Raw genomic sequence first — 18,286 nt, 5'->3', positions numbered from 1 at the left:
GGCCGCCCCCGCCCCCCGCGCCTACCCCGGCCTGCCGGCCCAGCTCACCCACGGCCCGCGCACCCGCCCCCAGGTGGCGCTCACCTTCCACGGCCAGGGCGACCCGGCCATCGCCCACGCCCTGCTGAGCGAGGCCGAGAAGCGGGGCGCCCGGCTCACCGTGCTCGCCGTGGGCACCTGGCTGGACGAACACCCGGACCTCGCCCGGCGCATCCTCGACGGCGGCCACGACCTCGGCAACCACACCCAGCGGCACATCGGCGTCAACACCCTCGCCGAGGCCGACGCCCGCAAGGAGATCACCGACTGCGCCGAGCGGCTCGAGCGGCTCACCGGATCCATCGGCACCTGGTTCCGCCCCTCCCGCGCCCCGGCCGCCTCCCCGCTGGTCGCCCGGCTGGCCCGCGCCGCCGGCTACCCGCACGTGCTGTCGTACGACGTCGACTCGCTCGACTACACCTCTCCCGGCGCCGCGGCCGTCACCCGGAAGGTCCTCGCCGAGGCGCGCGGCGGGTCGGTGGTGAGCCTGCACTTCGGATACGCGGACACGGTCGCCGCCCTCCCCGACATCCTGACCGAACTCGGCCGCCGCGGACTGCGCGCGGTCACCACCACGGAGCTGCTGAGCTGATGCGAACCACGAAAGCCGTCCGCCTGCTGGCCGCCGGTGCCGCCGTCACCGCCCTGACGCTGCTCTCCGCGTGCGGCGGCGGGCCGGACGGCCACGAGAGCGGGACCTCCGCGGCTCCCGCCAGCAAGGCGCCCGTCCAGCAGCGGGCGCGCGAGCCGCGGGTGAACGTGCTGCCCGGGATGCCGCCGGTGGAGGACCCGGCCGACCTGTACTCCGCCGACCGGCCGAACAGGCTCTCGCCCGTCGTCAAGGACTTCCCCTCCCGCGTGTACGTCCCCAACACCAACTCCGACACGGTCAGCGTCATCGACCCCGCGACCTACCGGGTCGTCGAGACCATCCGGGTGGGCCGCCAGCCCCAGCACGTCGTGCCGTCCTGGGACCTGAAGACCCTCTGGGTCAACAACGACCTCGGCAACACCCTCACTCCGATCGACCCGCGCACCGGCCGGGCCGGCGCCCCGGTCGACGTGCACGACCCCTACAACCTCTACTTCACGCCCGACGGCAAGTACGCCGTGGTCATGGCCTCCATGGACCGCCAGCTGGTCTTCCGGGACGCGCACACCATGAAGGTCGCCAAGACCGTCCCGGTCAGCTGCTACGGCGTCAACCACGCCGACTTCTCCATCGACGGCCGCTACTTCATCGTCTCCTGCGAGTTCAGCGGCGAGATCCTCAAGGTCGACACCGCGCGGATGGAGGTCGTCCGGCAGGAGAAGCTGCCGCTGCACGGCGCCATGCCGCAGGACGTCAAGGTCTCCCCGGACGGCAAGCTGTTCTACATCGCCGACATGATGGCCGACGGCGTGTGGATCCTCGACGGCGACGCCTTCACCCGGCCCCGGTTCCTCGCCACCGGCAAGGGTGCCCACGGCCTCTACGTCAGCCGCGACTCCCGCGTGATGTACATCTCCAACCGGGGCGAAGGCACCGTGTCCGTCTTCGACTTCGCCCGCGACCGGCTCACCGCGAAGTGGCGGCTGCCCGGCGGCGGCAGCCCGGACATGGGCGGTGTCTCCTCCGACGGCAAGATCCTGTGGCTGTCTGGCCGCTACAACTCCGAGGTGTACGCCATCGACACCCGCACCGGCGGCCAGCTGGCCCGGATCAAGGTCGGCAGCGGCCCGCACGGTCTCGCCGTCTACCCCCAGCCGGGCCGCTACTCGCTCGGGCACACCGGCATCTTCCGCTGAGAGACCGGCGGCCGGGCGGGCCGGCGACCGCGGCCGGAGGGGCCGGGGGCCGCGGCCGGGTGGGCGCCGCACCCCGGTCTCGCACGGGCCGTTAATCTGACCAGCGACAGTACGCCGGTACGGCATCAGAAAAACGAACAAAAGGGGCGGATCGGTGGCGGACATCGAGGAAGCACGCAAGCAGTTCCAGCGGATCGACGCGGACGGTGACGGTTTCATCACCGCGGCGGAGTTCAAGTCCGCCCTGGCACAGCAGGGTGACTGGAACGTCACCGACACGGTCGCGGAGGCCATCATCACGACCCGCGACCTCAACGGCGACAAGGTGCTGTCGTTCGACGAGTTCTGGTCCTACCTGAACAAGTGACGCGGACGACGACGGCAGGGGGCGCCCGTCCCGCGCGGACCGGGCGCCCCCTGCCGTCGCACCGTCACCGCGGTCATACCGTCCCCCCCGTCTCCCCGTCTCCCCGTCCCCCCGTCTCCCCGTCCCCCCGTCCGCCGGACGCGCACGCTCCGGCGGCCCCCGTGCCCGTCCCCGGGGCCCGGACCGGCGCGGCGGCCGAGGGAGTCCCGCACGCTGCACCGGCGAGATCGGCGTACCGGTCCCGGCCCGGCCGGGGGCGCGTTCACCCCTGCGGCGCAGAACCGGAATAGGCCGCGGCCCGCTGAGGTTGACCCGGACGACAGAAGCATGCATGTGCATGAATCATCCGGAGGGTCAGCCATGAAGATCGGCATCATCGGCGCGGGCAACATCGGCGGAAACCTCACCCGGCGGCTCACCGCCCTCGGCCATGACGTGCGCGTCGCCAACTCCCGCGGCCCCGAGACGCTCCGGGAGCTGGCCGAGGAGACCGGCGCGACCCCGGTGCGCGCCGAGGAGGCGGCCGAGGGCGCGCAGGTCGTCGTCGTCACCGTCCCGCTGAAGGCGGTCCCGGACCTGCCCGCGGGGCTGCTGGACGGCGCGGCCGAGGGCGCCGCCGTCATCGACACCGGCAACTACTACCCGCGCGAGCGGGACGGCCGGATCGCGGCCATCGAGGACGAGGGCCGCACCGAGAGCGCCTGGACCGAGCAGCACCTCGGCCACCCGGTGATCAAGGCGTTCAACGGCACCTACGCCCAGGACATCCTGGACCGCCACCGCCCGGCCGGCGCCCCCGACCGCCTGGCCCTCCCGGTGGCCGGCGACGACGAGGCGGCCAAGCGGACCGTCCGCGAGCTGATCGACGAACTCGGCTTCGACACGGTCGACGCCGGCGCCATCGCCGACTCCTGGCGCCAGCAGCCCGGCACCCCCGTCTACGGCCTCCGTGAGGGCGAGGCGGCCGTGCGCAAGGCCCTGCGGGAGGCCACCCCGGAACGCCCGGCGGACTTCCGCGGCTGAAGCCCCCGTCCCGGGGTCAGGGCGTGGCCCACTCGCGCAGGTCGTCCTCCTGCGCGAAACGGGTCACGTCCTTGTCGTGCGGTTCGCTCGTGTACTGGTGGAAGCGCCACGCGGCCTTGATGCGCGGCTTTCCGGCGGTGACGTAGTCGGCGATCCACAGCCCGTCCCCGGCGTAGGAGGTGACGTCGCGGTTCAGCCAGAAATCGCGATTGCAGTAGAGGATCACCCGGTTGTCCGGCCGCAGCGTCTTGAGTCTGCGGAGGAAGGCGTCCTTCTCCGCGTTGCTCGCGTGCGTGCCGTCCCCGGTGGTCTCCCAGTCGACGGCGAGGATGTCGCCGGGGCGGTCGGGGGCGTGGCGGAGGAAGTAGTCGGCCTGGGCCGTGAGGTTGCCGGGCCACAGGAAGTGGTAGAAGCCGACGACCAGTCCCGCGTCGCGGGCGGTCTTCGTCTGTGCGGTCAGGCGGGGGTTGACGTACGAACGCCCCTCCGTCGCCTTGATGAAGACGAAGGAGAGGCCGTCCGTGGCGTAGGAGGTGGACTGGTAGGCGCTCACGTCGATGCCATGCAGCATGTGGGTGTTGTCCCCCGTGAGCGCCTTTCCGGAACCTCAGCTTCGGGTGGTCGTCGAACTCAGCACCGCGGCGGACTTCGCCGACCAGTCGGAGGTGATCAGGCTCGCGTGGTTCCTGGCCAGCAGGGCGAGCCGCGCGGCGACTTCGGCGTCCGTCGGGTCGGTGGAGGAGATCGCGGGGGAGACGTTGTGGGCGTCCGTCGTGATCAAGATGTAGTGGTTCGCGGAGTAGAACGCGGTGTCGTAGCCGTTGTTGACGTACGTCGCCGCGTCACCGTCGAAGAACACGAACCAGGGGCGGATCGAGGCGTCGTACCGGCTGACGCGCGGGTCGCCGTTCGCCGCGCCCAGCACGACCGGGAACGCCTGGGCCGCGGAGATGTTCCCGGCGGCGGACAGGTCGCGCAGGTGGTCGCCGTACTCCTCGTCCGTCCAGTAGTGGTCGAACGGGTTGGCCTGCTCCACCGTGCCCGGGATCAGGTCGAAGAGGAACTTGCCCTTGAGGGAGTCCCGGGACGGCCAGGCGTCGGCCTTCGCCGCCGCGTCCAGCGTGCCGTACGTCCCGCCGAGCAGGTCGGCCGGTTTGTAGACGCTGTTGCCCAGCTTCTGCGCGACGAGTGTGTCGAACTCGTCCGGCCCGAGACCGGCGTTGTTGTTGAAGCCCACCTTCAGCTCGACCTTGACGACGATCGGCGGGTGGTCGGGGTGGAGCTGGTTCCAGGCGGCCATGTTGTCCAGGCAGCTGCCGAGGTCCTGGTTGCGGCTCTTGCTGTACAGCTCGCCCGGGGTCTTCGCCGCCTCGCAGTTGTTGTCGTTGCCCAGCGGGTTGCTGTGGCTGACCCGCCAGCGGTGGGTGATGCTGTCGACGTAGACGTCCAGTTCCAGCAGTGAGGCGCCCGAGTCCAGCGCCTGGGCGAAGTACGCGTACTTGGCCTTGTCGTAGGCGTTGTGCGCACCGATGGCCGTCGTTGCGGAGAACTTCGGCGATGCCGCGTGGGCGTTGCCCGGCATGACCGCCAACAGAGCGGCGGCGCCCGTCAGCGCCGCCGCTCGTCTCACTCCACGCATGGGTCAAGTCCCCTTCGTCGTCCCAGAGTTGACGCAACTCTAGGGGCAGGGGGTTACCGCGTGGTGGCCTTGGGGCGACATCGGTCCTCGGACGGCCGGGGGAGGCTTCCGTTACGAGGGCGACGACGTGCCCCCCGACGGACCGTTCGGGGGGCTGGTGACCGGGCAGCGGTGCGTCGCCCGGCGGGCGAAGGGCACCCGCCGGCGGGACGGTGCCGTCAGCACTCGATGATGTTCACCGCGAGCCCGCCCCGGGCCGTCTCCTTGTACTTCACGCTCATGTCGGCGCCGGTGTCCTTCATGGTCTTGATGACCTTGTCCAGGGACACCTTGTGCGAGCCGTCGCCGCGCATCGCCATCTTCGCGGCCGTGACCGCCTTCACCGCGGCCATGCCGTTGCGCTCGATGCACGGGATCTGGACCAAGCCGCCGACCGGGTCGCAGGTCAGGCCCAGGTTGTGCTCCATGCCGATCTCGGCCGCGTTCTCCACCTGCTCGGGGGAGCCGCCGAGCACCTCGGCGAGAGCGCCCGCCGCCATGGAGCAGGCGGAGCCGACCTCGCCCTGGCAGCCGACCTCGGCGCCGGAGATGGAGGCGTTCTCCTTGAAGAGCATGCCGATCGCGCCGGCGGCCAGCAGGAAGCGGACGACCCCGTCCTCGTCGGCGCCGGGGACGAAGTTGATGTAGTAGTGCAGGACCGCCGGGATGATGCCGGCCGCGCCGTTGGTCGGGGCGGTGACGACCCGGCCGCCCGCCGCGTTCTCCTCGTTCACCGCCATCGCGTAGAGCGTGATCCACTCCATGGCGTGCGCCAGCGGGTCGCCCTCGGCGCGCAGCTGGCGGGCCGAGACGGCGGCGCGGCGGCGGACCTTGAGGCCGCCGGGCAGGATGCCCTCGCGGGACATGCCGCGCTGCACGCACTCGCGCATCACCCGCCATATCTCCAGCAGACCGGCGCGGATCTCGTCCTCGGTGCGCCAGGCCCGCTCGTTCTCCAGCATCAGCGAGGAGATCGACAGGCCCGTCTCCCGGGTCAGGCGCAGCAGCTCGTCGCCGGTGCGGAACGGGTACTTCAGGACGGTGTCGTCCAGCACGATCCGGTCCGCGCCGACCGCGTCCTCGTCCACGACGAAGCCGCCGCCGACCGAGTAGTACGTCTTCGACAGCACCTCGGCACCCGAGGCGTCGTACGCCCAGACGGTCATGCCGTTGGCGTGGTACGGCAGCGCCTTGCGGCGGTGCAGGACGAGGTCGTCGTCGAAGGAGAAGGGGATCTCGTGCTCGCCGAGCACGTTCAGGCGGCCCGATGCCTTGATCGTCTCCACCCGCTCGTCGGCCGTCTCGACGTCCACCGTGCGCGGGGAGGCGCCCTCCAGGCCGAGCAGCACCGCCTTCGGGGTGCCGTGGCCGTGGCCGGTCGCGCCGAGCGAGCCGTACAGCTCGCAGCGCAGGGAGGCGACGGAGCCGAGCAGATCCTCGTTGCGCAGCCGGCGGGCGAACATGCGCGCCGCGCGCATCGGGCCGACGGTGTGGGAGCTGGACGGGCCGATGCCGATCGAGAACAGGTCGAAGACCGAGATGGCCACGGGGTGACTCCTCAATACGGGGGTGGTGCAAAAGGGCGGTGCTGGGGCGCGGGCACCGTGCACGCCGGTACTACCAGTGTGCGCGGTGCCCCGCGAAACGTGACCTACTTGTTCAGACCCGGGTACAGCGGGTGCTTGCCGGCGAGCGTCTTCACGCGCGCCTTGAGGGCCTCGGCGTCGTAGGACGGCTTCAGCGTCTCGGCGATCACGTCCGCGACCTCGGCGAAGTCCTCGGCCGTGAAGCCGCGGGTGGCCAGGGCCGGCGTGCCGATGCGCAGCCCGGAGGTGACCATCGGCGGGCGCGGGTCGTTCGGGACGGCGTTGCGGTTGACCGTGATGCCGACCTCGTGGAGCCGGTCCTCGGCCTGCTGCCCGTCCAGCTCGGAGTCGCGCAGATCGACCAGGATCAGGTGCACGTCCGTGCCGCCGGACAGGACGTTCACCCCGGCCTCGCGGGCGTCGGCGGCCGTCAGGCGCTCGGCGAGGATGCGGGCACCCTCCACCGTACGCTGCTGGCGCTCCTTGAAGTCCGCCGAGGCGGCGACCTTGAAGGAGACCGCCTTGGCCGCGATCACGTGCTCCAGGGGGCCGCCCTGGAAGCCCGGGAAGACGGAGGAGTTCAGCTTCTTCGCGAACTCCTTCTTCGCCAGGATGATGCCGCCGCGCGGGCCGCCGAGCGTCTTGTGGGTGGTCGACGTCACCACGTGCGCGTGCTCCACCGGGTTCGGGTGGAGACCGGCGGCGACCAGGCCCGCGAAGTGCGCCATGTCGACCCACAGGTACGCCTCGACCTCGTCGGCGATCCGGCGGAACTCGGCGAAGTCCAGCTCACGCGGGTACGCCGACCAGCCGGCGATGATCACCTTCGGGCGGTGCTCCTTGGCGAGCCGCTCGACCTCGGCCATGTCGACCAGACCGGTCGCGGCGTCCACGTGGTACGCGACCACGTCGAACTGCTTGCCGGAGAAGTTCAGCCGCATCCCGTGGGTCAGGTGGCCGCCGTGCGCCAGGTCCAGGCCGAGGATGGTGTCCCCGGGCTGGGCCAGCGCGAACAGGGCCGCCTGGTTCGCGGAGGCGCCGGAGTGGGGCTGCACGTTGGCGTACTCGGCGCCGAACAGCTCCTTGACCCGGTCGATGGCGATCTGCTCGGCGACGTCCACGTGCTCGCAGCCGCCGTAGTAGCGGCGGCCCGGGTAGCCCTCGGCGTACTTGTTGGTGAGGACCGACCCCTGGGCCTCCATCACCGCGAGCGGCGCGAAGTTCTCCGAGGCGATCATCTCCAGCGTCGACTGCTGGCGGTCCAGCTCGGCGTCGACCGCGGCGGCGATCTCCGGGTCCAGCTCGTGCAGGGGAGTGTTCAGAACGGTCATGGGGCTACGACTCCTCAGCCGGCGGTGAAGGCGGTGTACTCGTCGGCGGAGAGCAGCTCGGCCGGCTCCTCCGTGACGCGTACCTTGAACAGCCAGCCACCCTCGAAGGGAGCGGAGTTCACCAGCGACGGGTCGTTGACGACATCCTCGTTGACCTCGGTGATCTCACCGGTCACCGGCGAGTACAGGTCGGAGACCGACTTGGTCGACTCGAGCTCGCCGCAGGTCTCGCCCGCGGACACCGTGGACCCGGCCTCGGGGAGCTGCACGAAGACGACATCGCCGAGCGCGTTCGCGGCGTGCTCCGTGATGCCGACCGTCGAGACGCCGTCCTCGGCGGCCGACAGCCACTCGTGCTCCTTGCTGTAGCGCAGCTGCTGGGGGTTGCTCATGGCCTGAATTCTCCTGTACGCGCGGGAGTGCTGATGACGGGGGGACTACAGAAACCGCTGGTGAGCGGGTGAGTGTGCGCAGGGTCACGCACCGGCCACGGGACCGGGCCCGCGGGTGGGCGACCGCCGCTCGGTGGCCACCTCTGGCGCTTTCGGTGGTTACTTCTGGCGCTTGTAGAACGGCAGCGCCACGACCTCGTACGGCTCGTGGGTGCCCCGGATGTCCACGCCGACGCCCTCGGTGCCCGGCGCCGCGTGCGCCGCGTCCACGTAGGCCATGGCGATCGGCTTGCCCAGGGTGGGGGAGGGGGCGCCGGAGGTGACCTCGCCGATCACCTGGCCGCCCGCGACGACCGGGTACCCGGCACGCGGCACCCGGCGGCCCTCGGCGACCAGGCCGACCAGGACCCGCGGCGGGTTCTCCTGGGCCCGCGAAGCGGCCTCGGCGAGCGCCTCGCGCCCGACGAAGTCGCCCTCCTTCTCGAACTTCACCACGCGCCCGAGCCCGGCGTCGAAGGGCGTCAGGGAGGTGGTCAGCTCGTGCCCGTACAGCGGCATGCCCGCCTCCAGGCGCAGCGTGTCCCGGCAGGACAGGCCGCACGGCACCAGACCGGCGCCCTCGCCGGCCTCGGTCAGCGCCTGCCACAGCCCGACGGCGTGCTCGGGCTTCACGAACAGCTCGAAGCCGTCCTCGCCGGTGTAACCGGTGCGGGCGATGAGCGCCGGGACGCCGGCGACGGTGCCGGGCAGACCGGCGTAGTACTTCAGGCCGTCCAGGTCGGCGTCGGTCAGGGACTTCAGGATCCCCGGGGACTGCGGTCCCTGCACGGCGAGCAGCGCGTAGGCGTCCCGGTCGTCGCGCACCTCGGCGTCGAAGCCCGCCGCACGCTCGGTGAGCGCGTCCAGCACGACCTGGGCGTTCGAGGCGTTGGCGACCACCATGTACTCGGTCTCGGCCAGCCGGTAGACGATCAGGTCGTCCAGGATGCCGCCGTCGGCCTGGCAGATCATGGTGTAGCGGGCGCGGCCGACACCGACGGAGGCGATGTTGCCGACCAGGGCGAAGTTCAGCAGGGCGGCGGCCCCGGCACCGGTGACGGTGATCTCACCCATGTGGGACAGGTCGAAGAGACCGGCCCGGGTGCGCACGGCGACGTGCTCGTCGCGCTCGGAGCCGTAGCGCAGGGGCATGTCCCAGCCGGCGAAGTCGGTCATCGTCGCGCCCAGCGAGCGATGGACCGCGTCGAGCGCGGTGTGACGGATCTCGGTACTGCTCATCGGTCGGTCGTCTCCCAGAGACAGAAGGCACGGGCGAGGAACGTTCCTCCCCATCTGTCATCGGAACCTGAGAGGTTCGCCTCGACCGCCACGGGGACGATCACGGCTTGCACCTTGGGTGGGGCCGCCGTCACAGCGGCCCGCTTTTCAGATGTGCCTCGCCCGCGCGGTAACGGTGCCTGAGAGATTCAAGGGAGGGACTTGCTCCTTCGGCGCCCCAGCGAGGCTGCTGAGGACTCTCCCGCGCGGATTCAAACGGCCGGTATGCAGTTGGCGCGCACATCATTGCACGCCACACCCCGGCCCGTCAGGGCCCGTCTCCGTAACCGGGCTGTGGCAGTACGCGCACGAACCGCCGACCGTTGCGCATTACCTTCTCTTTACATACAACGGGCAGGGGGACGCCCGAGCCCACAGGGGAGGACGATCACGGTGAACAGGACATCGGCCTACGCCACCGACGCCGGCATCGCGGTGCCCGAGCAGCCCTTCGCCCCGGCCCGCGCGCGCTGCGCGGACCGCCCCGCCCCGGTCGTCCGCGATCTGCGCGAGCGCGCCGGCCGCAGCCCGCGCGCCCTGCTCTTCGGCCCCCGCGACCTGGTGGTGATCACCGGCCTGCCCGGCAGCGGAAAGTCCACCCTGATGGACCGCGCGGTCACCGGTCACCGCGTCGACTCCCAGGACACCCGCGACCGCTGGGACGCCCGCGTCCCCCGCCGCCTCCCCTACGCGCTGTACCGCCCGCTGGTCCGCCTCGCCCACTACGCCGGACTGCGCCGGGCCCTGCGCACCGGCGAGGGAGTCGTCGTGCACGACTGCGGCACCCAGCCCTGGGTGCGCGCCTGGCTCGCCCGCGAGGCCCGGCGGCGTGGCGCCACCCTGCACCTGCTCCTCCTCGACGTCACCCCCGGCACGGCCCGGCAGGGCCAGCGCGAGCGCGGCCGGGGTGTCTCCCGCTACGCCTTCCGCCGCCACCGCCGGACGACCGCCCGCCTGCTGCGCGCGGTGGAGAAGGGCGGACTGCCCGCCGGCTGCGGAGCGGCGGTCCTGCTCGACCGGGACGCGGCGGACGTCCTGGTCCGGGTCGGGTTCACGCGGTGAGGGGCTGTCGGTGCCACCCGCTAGCCTTCTTGCTCACAGCAGCGGTTACCAGCAGGCGGTAGGCAGATGGACTTCCCGGCGGACTTTCCCGCGGACTTCCCGGCACAGGCGCACCCCCACCCGCACGGCGGTTGGCCCGGCAACGAGCTGGAGGAGGTGCTGTCGGCCTCCCTCGGCATCCCCGCGGCGGGCGGCCGGATCATCGAGGTCCTCGGCCGGAGCTTCCTGTGGATCCCGCTGCCGAGCGGCGGCGGCCCCGACAGCGGCCCGCTGGACCTGCCGACGCTGGACATCGGCGGCCAGGCGTACGTCCCGGTGTTCAGCTCCGAGGAGCAGCTGCGCCAGGTGACCGGCTCCCACATGTCGTACACCATCGCCCCGGCGGTGGAGTTCGCCCGCGGCCTGCCCCCGCAGGTCGGCATCGCCGTCAACCCCGACGGCGTGGTCGGCATACCCCTTCCGCCCGAGGCCGTCGCCGAGCTGTGCCGGGCGGGCCGCACCCCGCTCGACGGCCCCGGCAGCGGTGGCCGCGTCCGCCTCTTCGAGCCCGACTGGCAGGACGACCCGGTCGACTTCCTCTCCGCCGCCTCCGCCGAGTTCGCCGCCACCGGCGTGGTCCTCACCGCCCGCCGCTGCCTCGCCGCCGTCGAGACGGCCGATCCGGCCATGTTCGTGGGCGTCGAACTCTCCCAGTGGGAAGGGGACCTGCGGGCCCTGCCCCTGGAGGCCCTGGGCAGGGCCCTCGGCAAAGTCCCGGTCAAGTGGCCGGTCAACCTCGTCCTGCTGGACGTGGCCCAGGACCCGGTGGCCGAATGGCTGAAGACGAACGTCCGGCCCTTCTACCGGCACGGCCACTGAGCCGACCCGAGGGCGCGGGGGACCGCGCGAGAACCCACCACGGACCCGCACCCGCGCACGGACACGATGCCCCGGGCTCCCGGGCGCTTAAGCTGTGTCCGAACGCGGGGCAAGAATCGAAGGGGCGGTAAGACAGGTGAGCGCGAGCCCAAGCGGCAGCGTCGAGCACATGCTGCGCCAGGTCACGCCCGGACGCTACGACGCGTACGAAGCCCTGCTGCGCGCCCTCGCCACCCCCTCCTCCGGCCAGATCTGGATGCTCCTGTGGCACGGCCAGGCCGGCTCCCCGGACGCCCAGTACGGGAACATGGAGGTGGACGGCTCCCACTACGCCCCCTGCGTGACCTCCGCCCAGGAACTGTCGGCCAGCGGCTGGAACCGTTCCTACGAGGTGGTCGACGGCCTCGACGTGGCCCGCACCCTCTACCCGGACCACTACGGCCTCTGGCTCAACCCGCACGCCCCGGGCGGCGGAGTCGGCATCCCCTGGCTGGATCTGCGCCGCATCGCCGCCGGCCTGGAGCGACAGCCCGCCGGCCCCCTGCGCCTGTCCGAGCCCGGCATCGAGATCCCGCAGTTCTACGCCCTGCTGGCGCAGAACGCGCACCGCACCCCCGCGCTCCGCTCGCTGCGCCGCGCCTGGGTGCAACCCGCGCTCGGGGCGCCCTATCTCGCCCTCGGTCTCGACGTGTACGACGCCTCGCCCGCCGCGGTCGACTCGGTCCGCGCGATGATGCAGCAGTCCGTCGGCGCGGTCCCGGAGGGACTCCCGGTGTCGACGGTCGCGATGACGGACGGCTACGACCCGGTGGTGATGTGGATGCGGGCCAACGCGCGTCCCTTCTACGACCGTGAGGCCCACGCCCTCGCGCCGCCGCAGCCCCAGCTCCAGATCCCGGCCCCGCCGCAGACCCCGGCCGGCGGGTACGGCTACCCGCCGGTGCACGGCGGTTACTGAACAACCGGCCGACGCGGCAAGCCGTTTGGCCCGGATCGCAGAGTTTCCGTCATCGGCGCACTTCTGCGCGCGTAGACATCGACCGAACGTCCCGAACCGCGCAAAATCGCCGTTGTGCCCCAAGTGAGGCACGTCCGGGGGTCGTTACCCACTGTTCGGATAACGGAATCCCCCGAACTGCATCACGGTTGCGCATACATTCGCCGCCAGCTCTGGCGGGTGATCACGACCACGCTGAAGACTCCCGACTCAGACATGAGGTCGAGACCTCATGATCGATGGCAAGTCGACAAAGCCGCAATCCGCGGCAGGCGCAGGCCGGTCACCACCGGCGAGAGGGGTCGCTCACCGTGACCGCACCGATCGAGACCACCGGAGCAGCAGCCGAGGTGCAGCCTGAGGCTGTGCTGGCGGACGCCGGTAAGGGGCAGATCGAGGGTCGTTCCCTGGGCCGCATCGCCTGGACCAGGTTCAAGAAGGACAAGGTCGCCGTCGCCGGCGGCGTCATCGTGATCCTGCTGATCCTCCTCGCCGTCCTCGCGCGCCCCATCCAGGCCATGTTCGGGCTCGACCCCAACGCCTTCAACCAGGACCTGATCGACGCCAACACGTCGCTGCCCAAGGGCAGTTGGGGCGGCATGAGCCTGGACCACCCGCTCGGCGTCGACCCGAAGTTCGGCCGTGACATCGCCACCCGCATCCTGGAGGGATCCTGGGTGTCACTGGTGGTCGCCTTCGGTGCCACCATCCTGTCCAACGTGATCGGCGCGATCATGGGTGTGATCGCGGGCTACTACGGTGGCCGTGTCGACTCGATCATCAGCCGGCTGATGGACACGTTCCTCGCCTTCCCCCTCCTGCTGTTCGCCATCTCCATCTCCGCCACCCTCCAGGGCGGCGCGTTCGGCCTCGAAGGGCTGCCGCTCCACCTGAGCGTGCTGATCTTCGTCATCGGCTTCTTCAACTGGCCGTACCTGGGCCGGATCGTCCGCGGCCAGACCCTCGCCCTGCGCGAACGCGAGTTCGTGGACGCCTCACGGGGCATGGGCGCCAAGGTCCCCTACATCCTGTTCCGGGAACTGCTGCCGAACCTGGTCGGCCCGATCATCGTCTACTCGACGCTGCTCATCCCGACCAACATCCTCTTCGAGGCGTCCCTGAGCTTCCTCGGCGTCGGCATCCAGCCCCCGCAGGCGTCCTGGGGCGGCATGCTCCGCGAAGCGGTCAGCTTCTACCAGGTCGACCCTCAGTACATGATCGTCCCTGGTCTCGCCATCTTCGTGACCGTCCTGGCCTTCAACCTGCTGGGCGACGGTCTCCGCGATGCTCTCGACCCCCGCAGCCGCTGACGCCTGCCACCGAGAGTCCGAAAAGTTTCCGACAATGGAGGGGAAAGCGCCCATCATGCGAAGGTCAGCGCTGGCCGCGATCGCGGCCATCGGCACCGCCAGCCTGTTTCTTGCGGGTTGCAGCAAGGCCGATGACAACAAGAACGAGAACGGCACCAAGTCGGCCGGGGCCAACGCCGCGACCAAGGGCGTCGTGAACGCGTCGGACAAGAAGGGTGGCACGGTCACCTACGAGATGTCCGACGTCCCGGACTCCTTCGACCCGGGCAACACGTACTACGCGTACATGTACAACCTCAGCCGGCTGTGGGCCCGCCCGCTGATGACCTTCAAGCCGGGCCCGGGCGAAGAGGGCAACACCCTCGTCCCGGACCTCGCGGCGGGCAAGGGCGTCGCGAGCGACGGCGGCAAGACCTGGACGTACAAGCTGCGCCCGGGCCTGAAGTACGAGGACGGCACGCCGATCACCTCGAAGGACGTCAAGTACGCCGTCGAGCGCTCCAACTTCGCGCGTGACGTGCTCTCCCTCGGCCCGAACTACTTCCAGCAGTTCCTGGCCGACGGCGACAAGTACAAGGGCCCGTACAAGGACAAGAGCGCCAAGGGCCTGTCCTCCATCGAGACGCCCGACGACACCACCATCACCTTCCACCTGAACCGGGCCTTCCAGGAGTTCGACTACCTGGTCGCCGCCCCGCAGACGGCTCCCGTGCCGCAGGCGAAGGACAAGGGCGTCGACTACGTCAAGCAGATCGTCTCCTCGGGCTCGTACAAGTTCCAGAGCTACCAGGACGGCAAGCAGGCCGTGCTCGTGCGCAACGAGAACTGGGACCCGAAGACCGACCCGCTGCGCAAGCAGCTGCCGGACAAGATCGTCGTCAAGCTGAAGGTCAACCCGGAGACCATCGACCAGGACGTCGTGGCCGGAAACGCCATCGACCTGGTCGGCACCGGCGTCCAGGCCTCCACGCAGGCCGAGGCACTCACCGACCCCGCCAAGAAGGCCAACACGGACAACACCTACGGTGGCCGTCTCGTCTACATGGCGATCAACACCAAGGTGAAGCCGTTCGACAAGCCCGAGTGCCGCAAGGCCGTCCAGTACGCGATCGACAAGGTGTCGGTGCAGACCGCCGAGGGCGGCCCGATCCGCGGTGACGTCGCCTCCACCGTGCTGCCGCCGGACATCCCGGGCTACGCCAAGTCCGACGTCTACGCCACCAAGGACAGCAAGGGCGACGCCGCGAAGGCCAAGGCACAGCTGAAGGCCTGTGGCGCCTCGTCGATCTCGACCAACATCTCCGCGCGTTCGGACCGTCCGCAGGAGATCGACGCGGCCACGGCGATCATCAACTCGCTGAAGAAGGTCGGCATCAACGCCACCCTCAAGCAGTACCCGCAGGGCAAGTACTTCACCGACTACGCCGGTGTGCCGAAGTTCACCGAGAAGCAGAACATCGGTCTGATCATGATGCAGTGGGGTGCCGACTGGCCCTCCGGCTACGGGTTCCTGCAGCAGATCCTGAACGGCAAGGCGATCAGCCAGTCCGGTAACACCAACCTGTCGCAGTACGACAACAGCAAGGTCAACGACATGCTCGGCCAGGCCATCGGCACCGACGATGTCGCCAAGCGCAACGAGCTGTACGCGCAGATCGACAAGCAGACCATGGACGACGCCGTCCTGGTCCCGCTGACCTACTTCAAGGTCCTGCTGGGCCGCCCGACGAACTACACCAACCTGGTTTCCACGGCGGCCTTCAGCGGTCAGTACGACTACCTCAACATCGGCGTCGCGTCGAAGTAGCAGCCCCGGAAGGCAGGTGAAGGCATTGGTGTCCGCGGGTCTCACAGCCCGCGGACACCAGCGCCGGTCCCCGTGATCTCGTACATCCTCCGCCGGACGTTCGCGGCAGTGATCCTGCTGCTGGTCGTCTCCGCGGTCACCTTCGCCATCTTCTTCCTGCTGCCACGGCTCGCCGGCCAGACAGCGGACCAGCTGGCGCAGCAGTACATCGGCAAGAGCCCGTCGCAGGCGGACATCGACGCCGTCAAGCACAACCTCGGTCTGGACCAGCCTGTCTACGTCCAGTACTGGCACTTCATCAAGGGGATCGTGGCCGGCGCCAGCTATGACCTCGGCCCCACCACGGTGCACTGCGACGCACCCTGCTTCGGTTACTCCTTCAAGAACCACCAGGCGGTGTGGCCGGAGCTCACCTCGCGGATCCCCATCACTCTCTCCCTCGCCGTGGGCGCCGCCGTGCTGTGGCTGGTCTCCGGCGTGGTGGCCGGTGTCATCTCCGCGCTGAAGCCGCGCTCGTTCTACGACCGCGCCTTCATGGGTATCGCGCTCTCCGGCGTCTCGCTGCCCATGTTCTTCACGGGCAACCTGGCTCTCCTGCTCTTCACCGTCAAGTTGCCGATCTTCGGCCGCACCTACGTCCCGTTCACCGAGAACCCGGCACAGTGGGCCAACACGCTCTTCCCGGCGTGGTGTTCGCTGGCCCTGCTGTACTCCGCCATCTACGCGCGGCTGACCCGCTCGGGGATGCTGGAGACGATGAACGAGGACTTCATCCGCACGGCCCGTGCCAAGGGTCTGCGGGAGCGCACCGTGGTCACCCGGCACGGTCTGCGCGCCGCCCTGACCCCCATCATCACGGTCTTCGGCATGGACATCGGCCTGCTGCTCGGCGGTGCCGTGATCACGGAGTACGTGTTCTCGTTGCCCGGCATCGGCCAGTACGCGGTCCAGGGCATCACCGACAACGACCTGCCCAAGATCCTCGGCGTGACCCTGCTCGCCGCCGCCTTCGTCGTCATCGCAAATCTCCTGGTGGACGTGCTCTACGCCGCCGCCGACCCGCGGGTGAGGCTCTCGTGACCGAACTCTCCAAGACCGGCGCCGCGGTGGGCGAGCCCACCAGCGGCCGGCAGGCACCCGAAGCCTTCCTGGAGGTCCGCGACCTCAAGGTGCACTTCCCGACCGACGACGGTGTGGTCAAGTCCGTCGACGGGCTCACCTTCTCGCTGGAGAAGGGCAAGACCCTCGCCATCGTCGGCGAGTCCGGCTCCGGCAAGTCCGTCACCTCGCAGGCGATCATGGGCCTGCACCGCCTCGGCACGCGCGGCAAGAACGTGCGGATGTCCGGCGAGATCTGGCTGGACGGGCAGGAACTGGTCTCCGCCGCCCCGGACGAGGTGCGCAAGCTCCGCGGCCGGGAGATGTCGATGATCTTCCAGGACCCGCTGTCCGCGATGCACCCCTACTACAAGATCGGCGACCAGATCGTCGAGGCGTACCGGGTGCACCACAAGGTCAGCAAGAAGGTCGCCCGTGCCCGGGCCATCGAGATGCTCGACCGCGTCGGCATCCCCGAGCCGGCCAAGCGCGTCGACGGCTACCCGCACGAGTTCTCCGGCGGTATGCGCCAGCGCGCCATGATCGCCATGGCGCTGGTGAACAACCCCGAGCTGCTCATCGCGGACGAGCCGACCACCGCGCTCGACGTGACCGTCCAGGCGCAGATCCTCGACCTGATCCGGGACCTGCAGAAGGAGTTCGGCTCCGCGGTCATCATGATCACCCACGATCTCGGGGTGGTCGCCGAGATCGCCGACGACGTCCTCGTGATGTACGCCGGCCGGTGCGTGGAGCGCGGTTCGGCCGGCGAGGTCTTCGAGCGGCCGCAGCACCCCTACACCTGGGGCCTGCTCGGCTCGATGCCCCGCATCGACCGTGAGACCTCCGAACGGCTCATCCCGGTCAAGGGCTCCCCGCCGAGCCTCATCAACGTCCCCTCGGGCTGCGCCTTCCACCCGCGCTGCCCGTACGCGGACATCCCCAAGGGGAACGTCACCCGCACGGTGCGCCCCGAGCTGGAGCAGGTGAGCACCGGGCACTGGTCCGCGTGCCACCTCCCGGCGGAGGACCGTGAGCGGATCTGGACCGAAGAGATTGCGCCGAAGCTGTGAGTGAGACCAAGAAGACGGACACCGTCGCCGAGGCCGCGGTCCCGAAGCAGGCGTCGGCTCCCGACGAGCGTGAGGTGCTGCTCAGGGTCGAGGGCCTGACCAAGCACTTCCCGATCAAGAAGGGCATCCTGCAGCGCCAGGTCGGCGCCGTGAAGGCCGTCGACGGCATCGACTTCGAGGTGCGCAAGGGCGAGACCCTGGGCGTGGTCGGCGAGTCGGGCTGCGGCAAGTCGACCATGGGCCGGGTCATCACCCGCCTCCAGGACCCGACCGGCGGGAAGATCACCTTCGAGGGCCAGGACATCACCCGGCTCAGCACCGGGCAGATGCGTCCGCTGCGCCGCGACATCCAGATGATCTTCCAGGACCCCTACGGCTCCCTGAACCCCCGCCACACCATCGGCTCGATCGTCTCGGCGCCCTTCCGGCTCCAGGGCGTGGAGCCGGAGGGCGGGGTGAAGAAGGAGGTCCAGCGGCTCCTCGAACTCGTCGGGCTCAGCCCCGAGCACTACAACCGCTACCCGCACGAGTTCTCCGGCGGCCAGCGCCAGCGCATCGGC

At 70.2% G+C, this 18,286-nt stretch carries 18 protein-coding genes and 1 riboswitch; of the genes, 12 read left to right on the top strand and 6 right to left on the bottom strand.

Features of this window, described 5'->3' with window-relative positions; genetic code table 11:
* From GT045_RS37480 to GT045_RS37465, 4 genes are all read left to right on the top strand, one after another.
* Positions 1 to 631: polysaccharide deacetylase family protein (locus GT045_RS37480; protein WP_237539185.1), on the top strand; the 631-nt coding region annotated here is incomplete at its 5' end.
* Positions 631 to 1,827, top strand: a complete 1,197-nt coding sequence (locus GT045_RS37475) for a YncE family protein (RefSeq protein WP_161336943.1) — start codon at positions 631 to 633, stop codon at positions 1,825 to 1,827. The genes GT045_RS37480 and GT045_RS37475, both read left to right, overlap by 1 nt.
* Positions 1,828 to 1,981: 154 nt before the next feature.
* Entirely contained in the window at positions 1,982 to 2,194 is a 213-nt protein-coding gene (locus GT045_RS37470) for an EF-hand domain-containing protein (protein ID WP_161336942.1), read from the top strand.
* A gap of 360 nt (positions 2,195 to 2,554) precedes the next feature.
* On the top strand, positions 2,555 to 3,217 hold the full coding sequence (locus GT045_RS37465; RefSeq protein WP_161336941.1) for an NAD(P)-binding domain-containing protein: 663 nt from the start codon (positions 2,555 to 2,557) through the stop codon (positions 3,215 to 3,217).
* Between the two features lie 16 nt (positions 3,218 to 3,233).
* Here the strand turns inward: GT045_RS37465 and GT045_RS37460 are convergent, their stop codons facing one another.
* The 6 genes from GT045_RS37460 to gcvT form a co-directional block, all read right to left on the bottom strand.
* On the bottom strand, positions 3,234 to 3,788 hold the full coding sequence (locus GT045_RS37460) for a glycoside hydrolase family 25 protein (RefSeq protein WP_161288991.1): 555 nt from the start codon (positions 3,786 to 3,788) through the stop codon (positions 3,234 to 3,236).
* Between the two features lie 36 nt (positions 3,789 to 3,824).
* A complete protein-coding gene (locus tag GT045_RS37455; protein ID WP_161336940.1) occupies positions 3,825 to 4,856 on the bottom strand; it encodes a phosphatidylinositol-specific phospholipase C domain-containing protein in 1,032 nt (343 codons plus the stop codon).
* A gap of 218 nt (positions 4,857 to 5,074) precedes the next feature.
* Entirely contained in the window at positions 5,075 to 6,442 is a 1,368-nt protein-coding gene (locus GT045_RS37450) for an L-serine ammonia-lyase (protein ID WP_161288995.1), read from the bottom strand.
* Between the two features lie 104 nt (positions 6,443 to 6,546).
* Complete coding sequence (gene glyA, locus GT045_RS37445) at positions 6,547 to 7,812, bottom strand: serine hydroxymethyltransferase (RefSeq protein ID WP_161288997.1); 1,266 nt, start codon at positions 7,810 to 7,812, stop codon at positions 6,547 to 6,549.
* Between the two features lie 14 nt (positions 7,813 to 7,826).
* Positions 7,827 to 8,204, bottom strand: a complete 378-nt coding sequence (gene gcvH, locus GT045_RS37440) for a glycine cleavage system protein GcvH (RefSeq protein ID WP_161288999.1) — start codon at positions 8,202 to 8,204, stop codon at positions 7,827 to 7,829.
* Positions 8,205 to 8,363: 159 nt separating this feature from the next.
* On the bottom strand, positions 8,364 to 9,482 hold the full coding sequence (gene gcvT, locus GT045_RS37435; RefSeq protein WP_161336939.1) for a glycine cleavage system aminomethyltransferase GcvT: 1,119 nt from the start codon (positions 9,480 to 9,482) through the stop codon (positions 8,364 to 8,366).
* Positions 9,483 to 9,639: 157 nt separating this feature from the next.
* Positions 9,640 to 9,736, bottom strand: a riboswitch (glycine riboswitch).
* A 172-nt stretch (positions 9,737 to 9,908) separates the two neighbouring features.
* Between gcvT and GT045_RS37430 the strand changes: the two genes are divergently transcribed.
* From GT045_RS37430 to GT045_RS37395, 8 genes are all read left to right on the top strand, one after another.
* Positions 9,909 to 10,583, top strand: coding sequence for an AAA family ATPase (locus GT045_RS37430; protein WP_345942877.1), 675 nt, complete (start codon positions 9,909 to 9,911; stop codon positions 10,581 to 10,583).
* A 66-nt stretch (positions 10,584 to 10,649) separates the two neighbouring features.
* Positions 10,650 to 11,441, top strand: coding sequence for an enhanced serine sensitivity protein SseB (locus GT045_RS37425; RefSeq protein WP_161289005.1), 792 nt, complete (start codon positions 10,650 to 10,652; stop codon positions 11,439 to 11,441).
* A 169-nt stretch (positions 11,442 to 11,610) separates the two neighbouring features.
* Complete coding sequence (locus GT045_RS37420; RefSeq protein WP_202515350.1) at positions 11,611 to 12,399, top strand: enhanced serine sensitivity protein SseB C-terminal domain-containing protein; 789 nt, start codon at positions 11,611 to 11,613, stop codon at positions 12,397 to 12,399.
* A gap of 350 nt (positions 12,400 to 12,749) precedes the next feature.
* Positions 12,750 to 13,748, top strand: a complete 999-nt coding sequence (locus GT045_RS37415) for an ABC transporter permease (RefSeq protein WP_161289008.1) — start codon at positions 12,750 to 12,752, stop codon at positions 13,746 to 13,748.
* A 34-nt stretch (positions 13,749 to 13,782) separates the two neighbouring features.
* The gene (locus GT045_RS37410; protein WP_161289010.1) at positions 13,783 to 15,555 is read left to right on the top strand and encodes an ABC transporter substrate-binding protein; all 1,773 of its coding nucleotides are present in this window, start codon (positions 13,783 to 13,785) and stop codon (positions 15,553 to 15,555) included.
* Between the two features lie 72 nt (positions 15,556 to 15,627).
* Positions 15,628 to 16,635 carry an ABC transporter permease gene (locus tag GT045_RS37405; RefSeq protein WP_161289012.1) on the top strand — a complete coding sequence of 336 codons (1,008 nt, stop codon included), beginning with the start codon at positions 15,628 to 15,630 and terminating at the stop codon, positions 16,633 to 16,635.
* Positions 16,632 to 17,726 carry an ABC transporter ATP-binding protein gene (locus GT045_RS37400; protein WP_161289014.1) on the top strand — a complete coding sequence of 365 codons (1,095 nt, stop codon included), beginning with the start codon at positions 16,632 to 16,634 and terminating at the stop codon, positions 17,724 to 17,726. Before GT045_RS37405 ends, GT045_RS37400 begins: the two co-directional genes overlap by 4 nt.
* Positions 17,723 to 18,286: ATP-binding cassette domain-containing protein (locus GT045_RS37395; protein WP_161336937.1), on the top strand; the 564-nt coding region annotated here is incomplete at its 3' end. The genes GT045_RS37400 and GT045_RS37395, both read left to right, overlap by 4 nt.

The organism is Streptomyces sp. SID486 (assembly GCF_009865385.1).
In the GTDB taxonomy this organism is placed as follows: Bacteria; Actinomycetota; Actinomycetes; order Streptomycetales; family Streptomycetaceae; genus Streptomyces.
Note: the sequence above shows the minus strand (reverse complement) of the source record. Positions and strands in the feature narration are given on the sequence as shown.

Coding starts and splice junctions, on each gene's coding strand:
- GT045_RS37475 (WP_161336943.1), top strand. CDS start 631: ATGCGAACCACGAAAGCCGTCCGCCTGCTGGCCGCCGGTGCCGCCGTC.
- GT045_RS37465 (WP_161336941.1), top strand. CDS start 2,555: ATGAAGATCGGCATCATCGGCGCGGGCAACATCGGCGGAAACCTCACC.
- GT045_RS37460 (WP_161288991.1), bottom strand. CDS start 3,788: ATGCTGCATGGCATCGACGTGAGCGCCTACCAGTCCACCTCCTACGCC.
- GT045_RS37455 (WP_161336940.1), bottom strand. CDS start 4,856: ATGCGTGGAGTGAGACGAGCGGCGGCGCTGACGGGCGCCGCCGCTCTG.
- glyA (WP_161288997.1), bottom strand. CDS start 7,812: ATGACCGTTCTGAACACTCCCCTGCACGAGCTGGACCCGGAGATCGCC.
- gcvH (WP_161288999.1), bottom strand. CDS start 8,204: ATGAGCAACCCCCAGCAGCTGCGCTACAGCAAGGAGCACGAGTGGCTG.
- gcvT (WP_161336939.1), bottom strand. CDS start 9,482: ATGAGCAGTACCGAGATCCGTCACACCGCGCTCGACGCGGTCCATCGC.
- GT045_RS37425 (WP_161289005.1), top strand. CDS start 10,650: ATGGACTTCCCGGCGGACTTTCCCGCGGACTTCCCGGCACAGGCGCAC.
- GT045_RS37420 (WP_202515350.1), top strand. CDS start 11,611: ATGCTGCGCCAGGTCACGCCCGGACGCTACGACGCGTACGAAGCCCTG.
- GT045_RS37410 (WP_161289010.1), top strand. CDS start 13,783: ATGGAGGGGAAAGCGCCCATCATGCGAAGGTCAGCGCTGGCCGCGATC.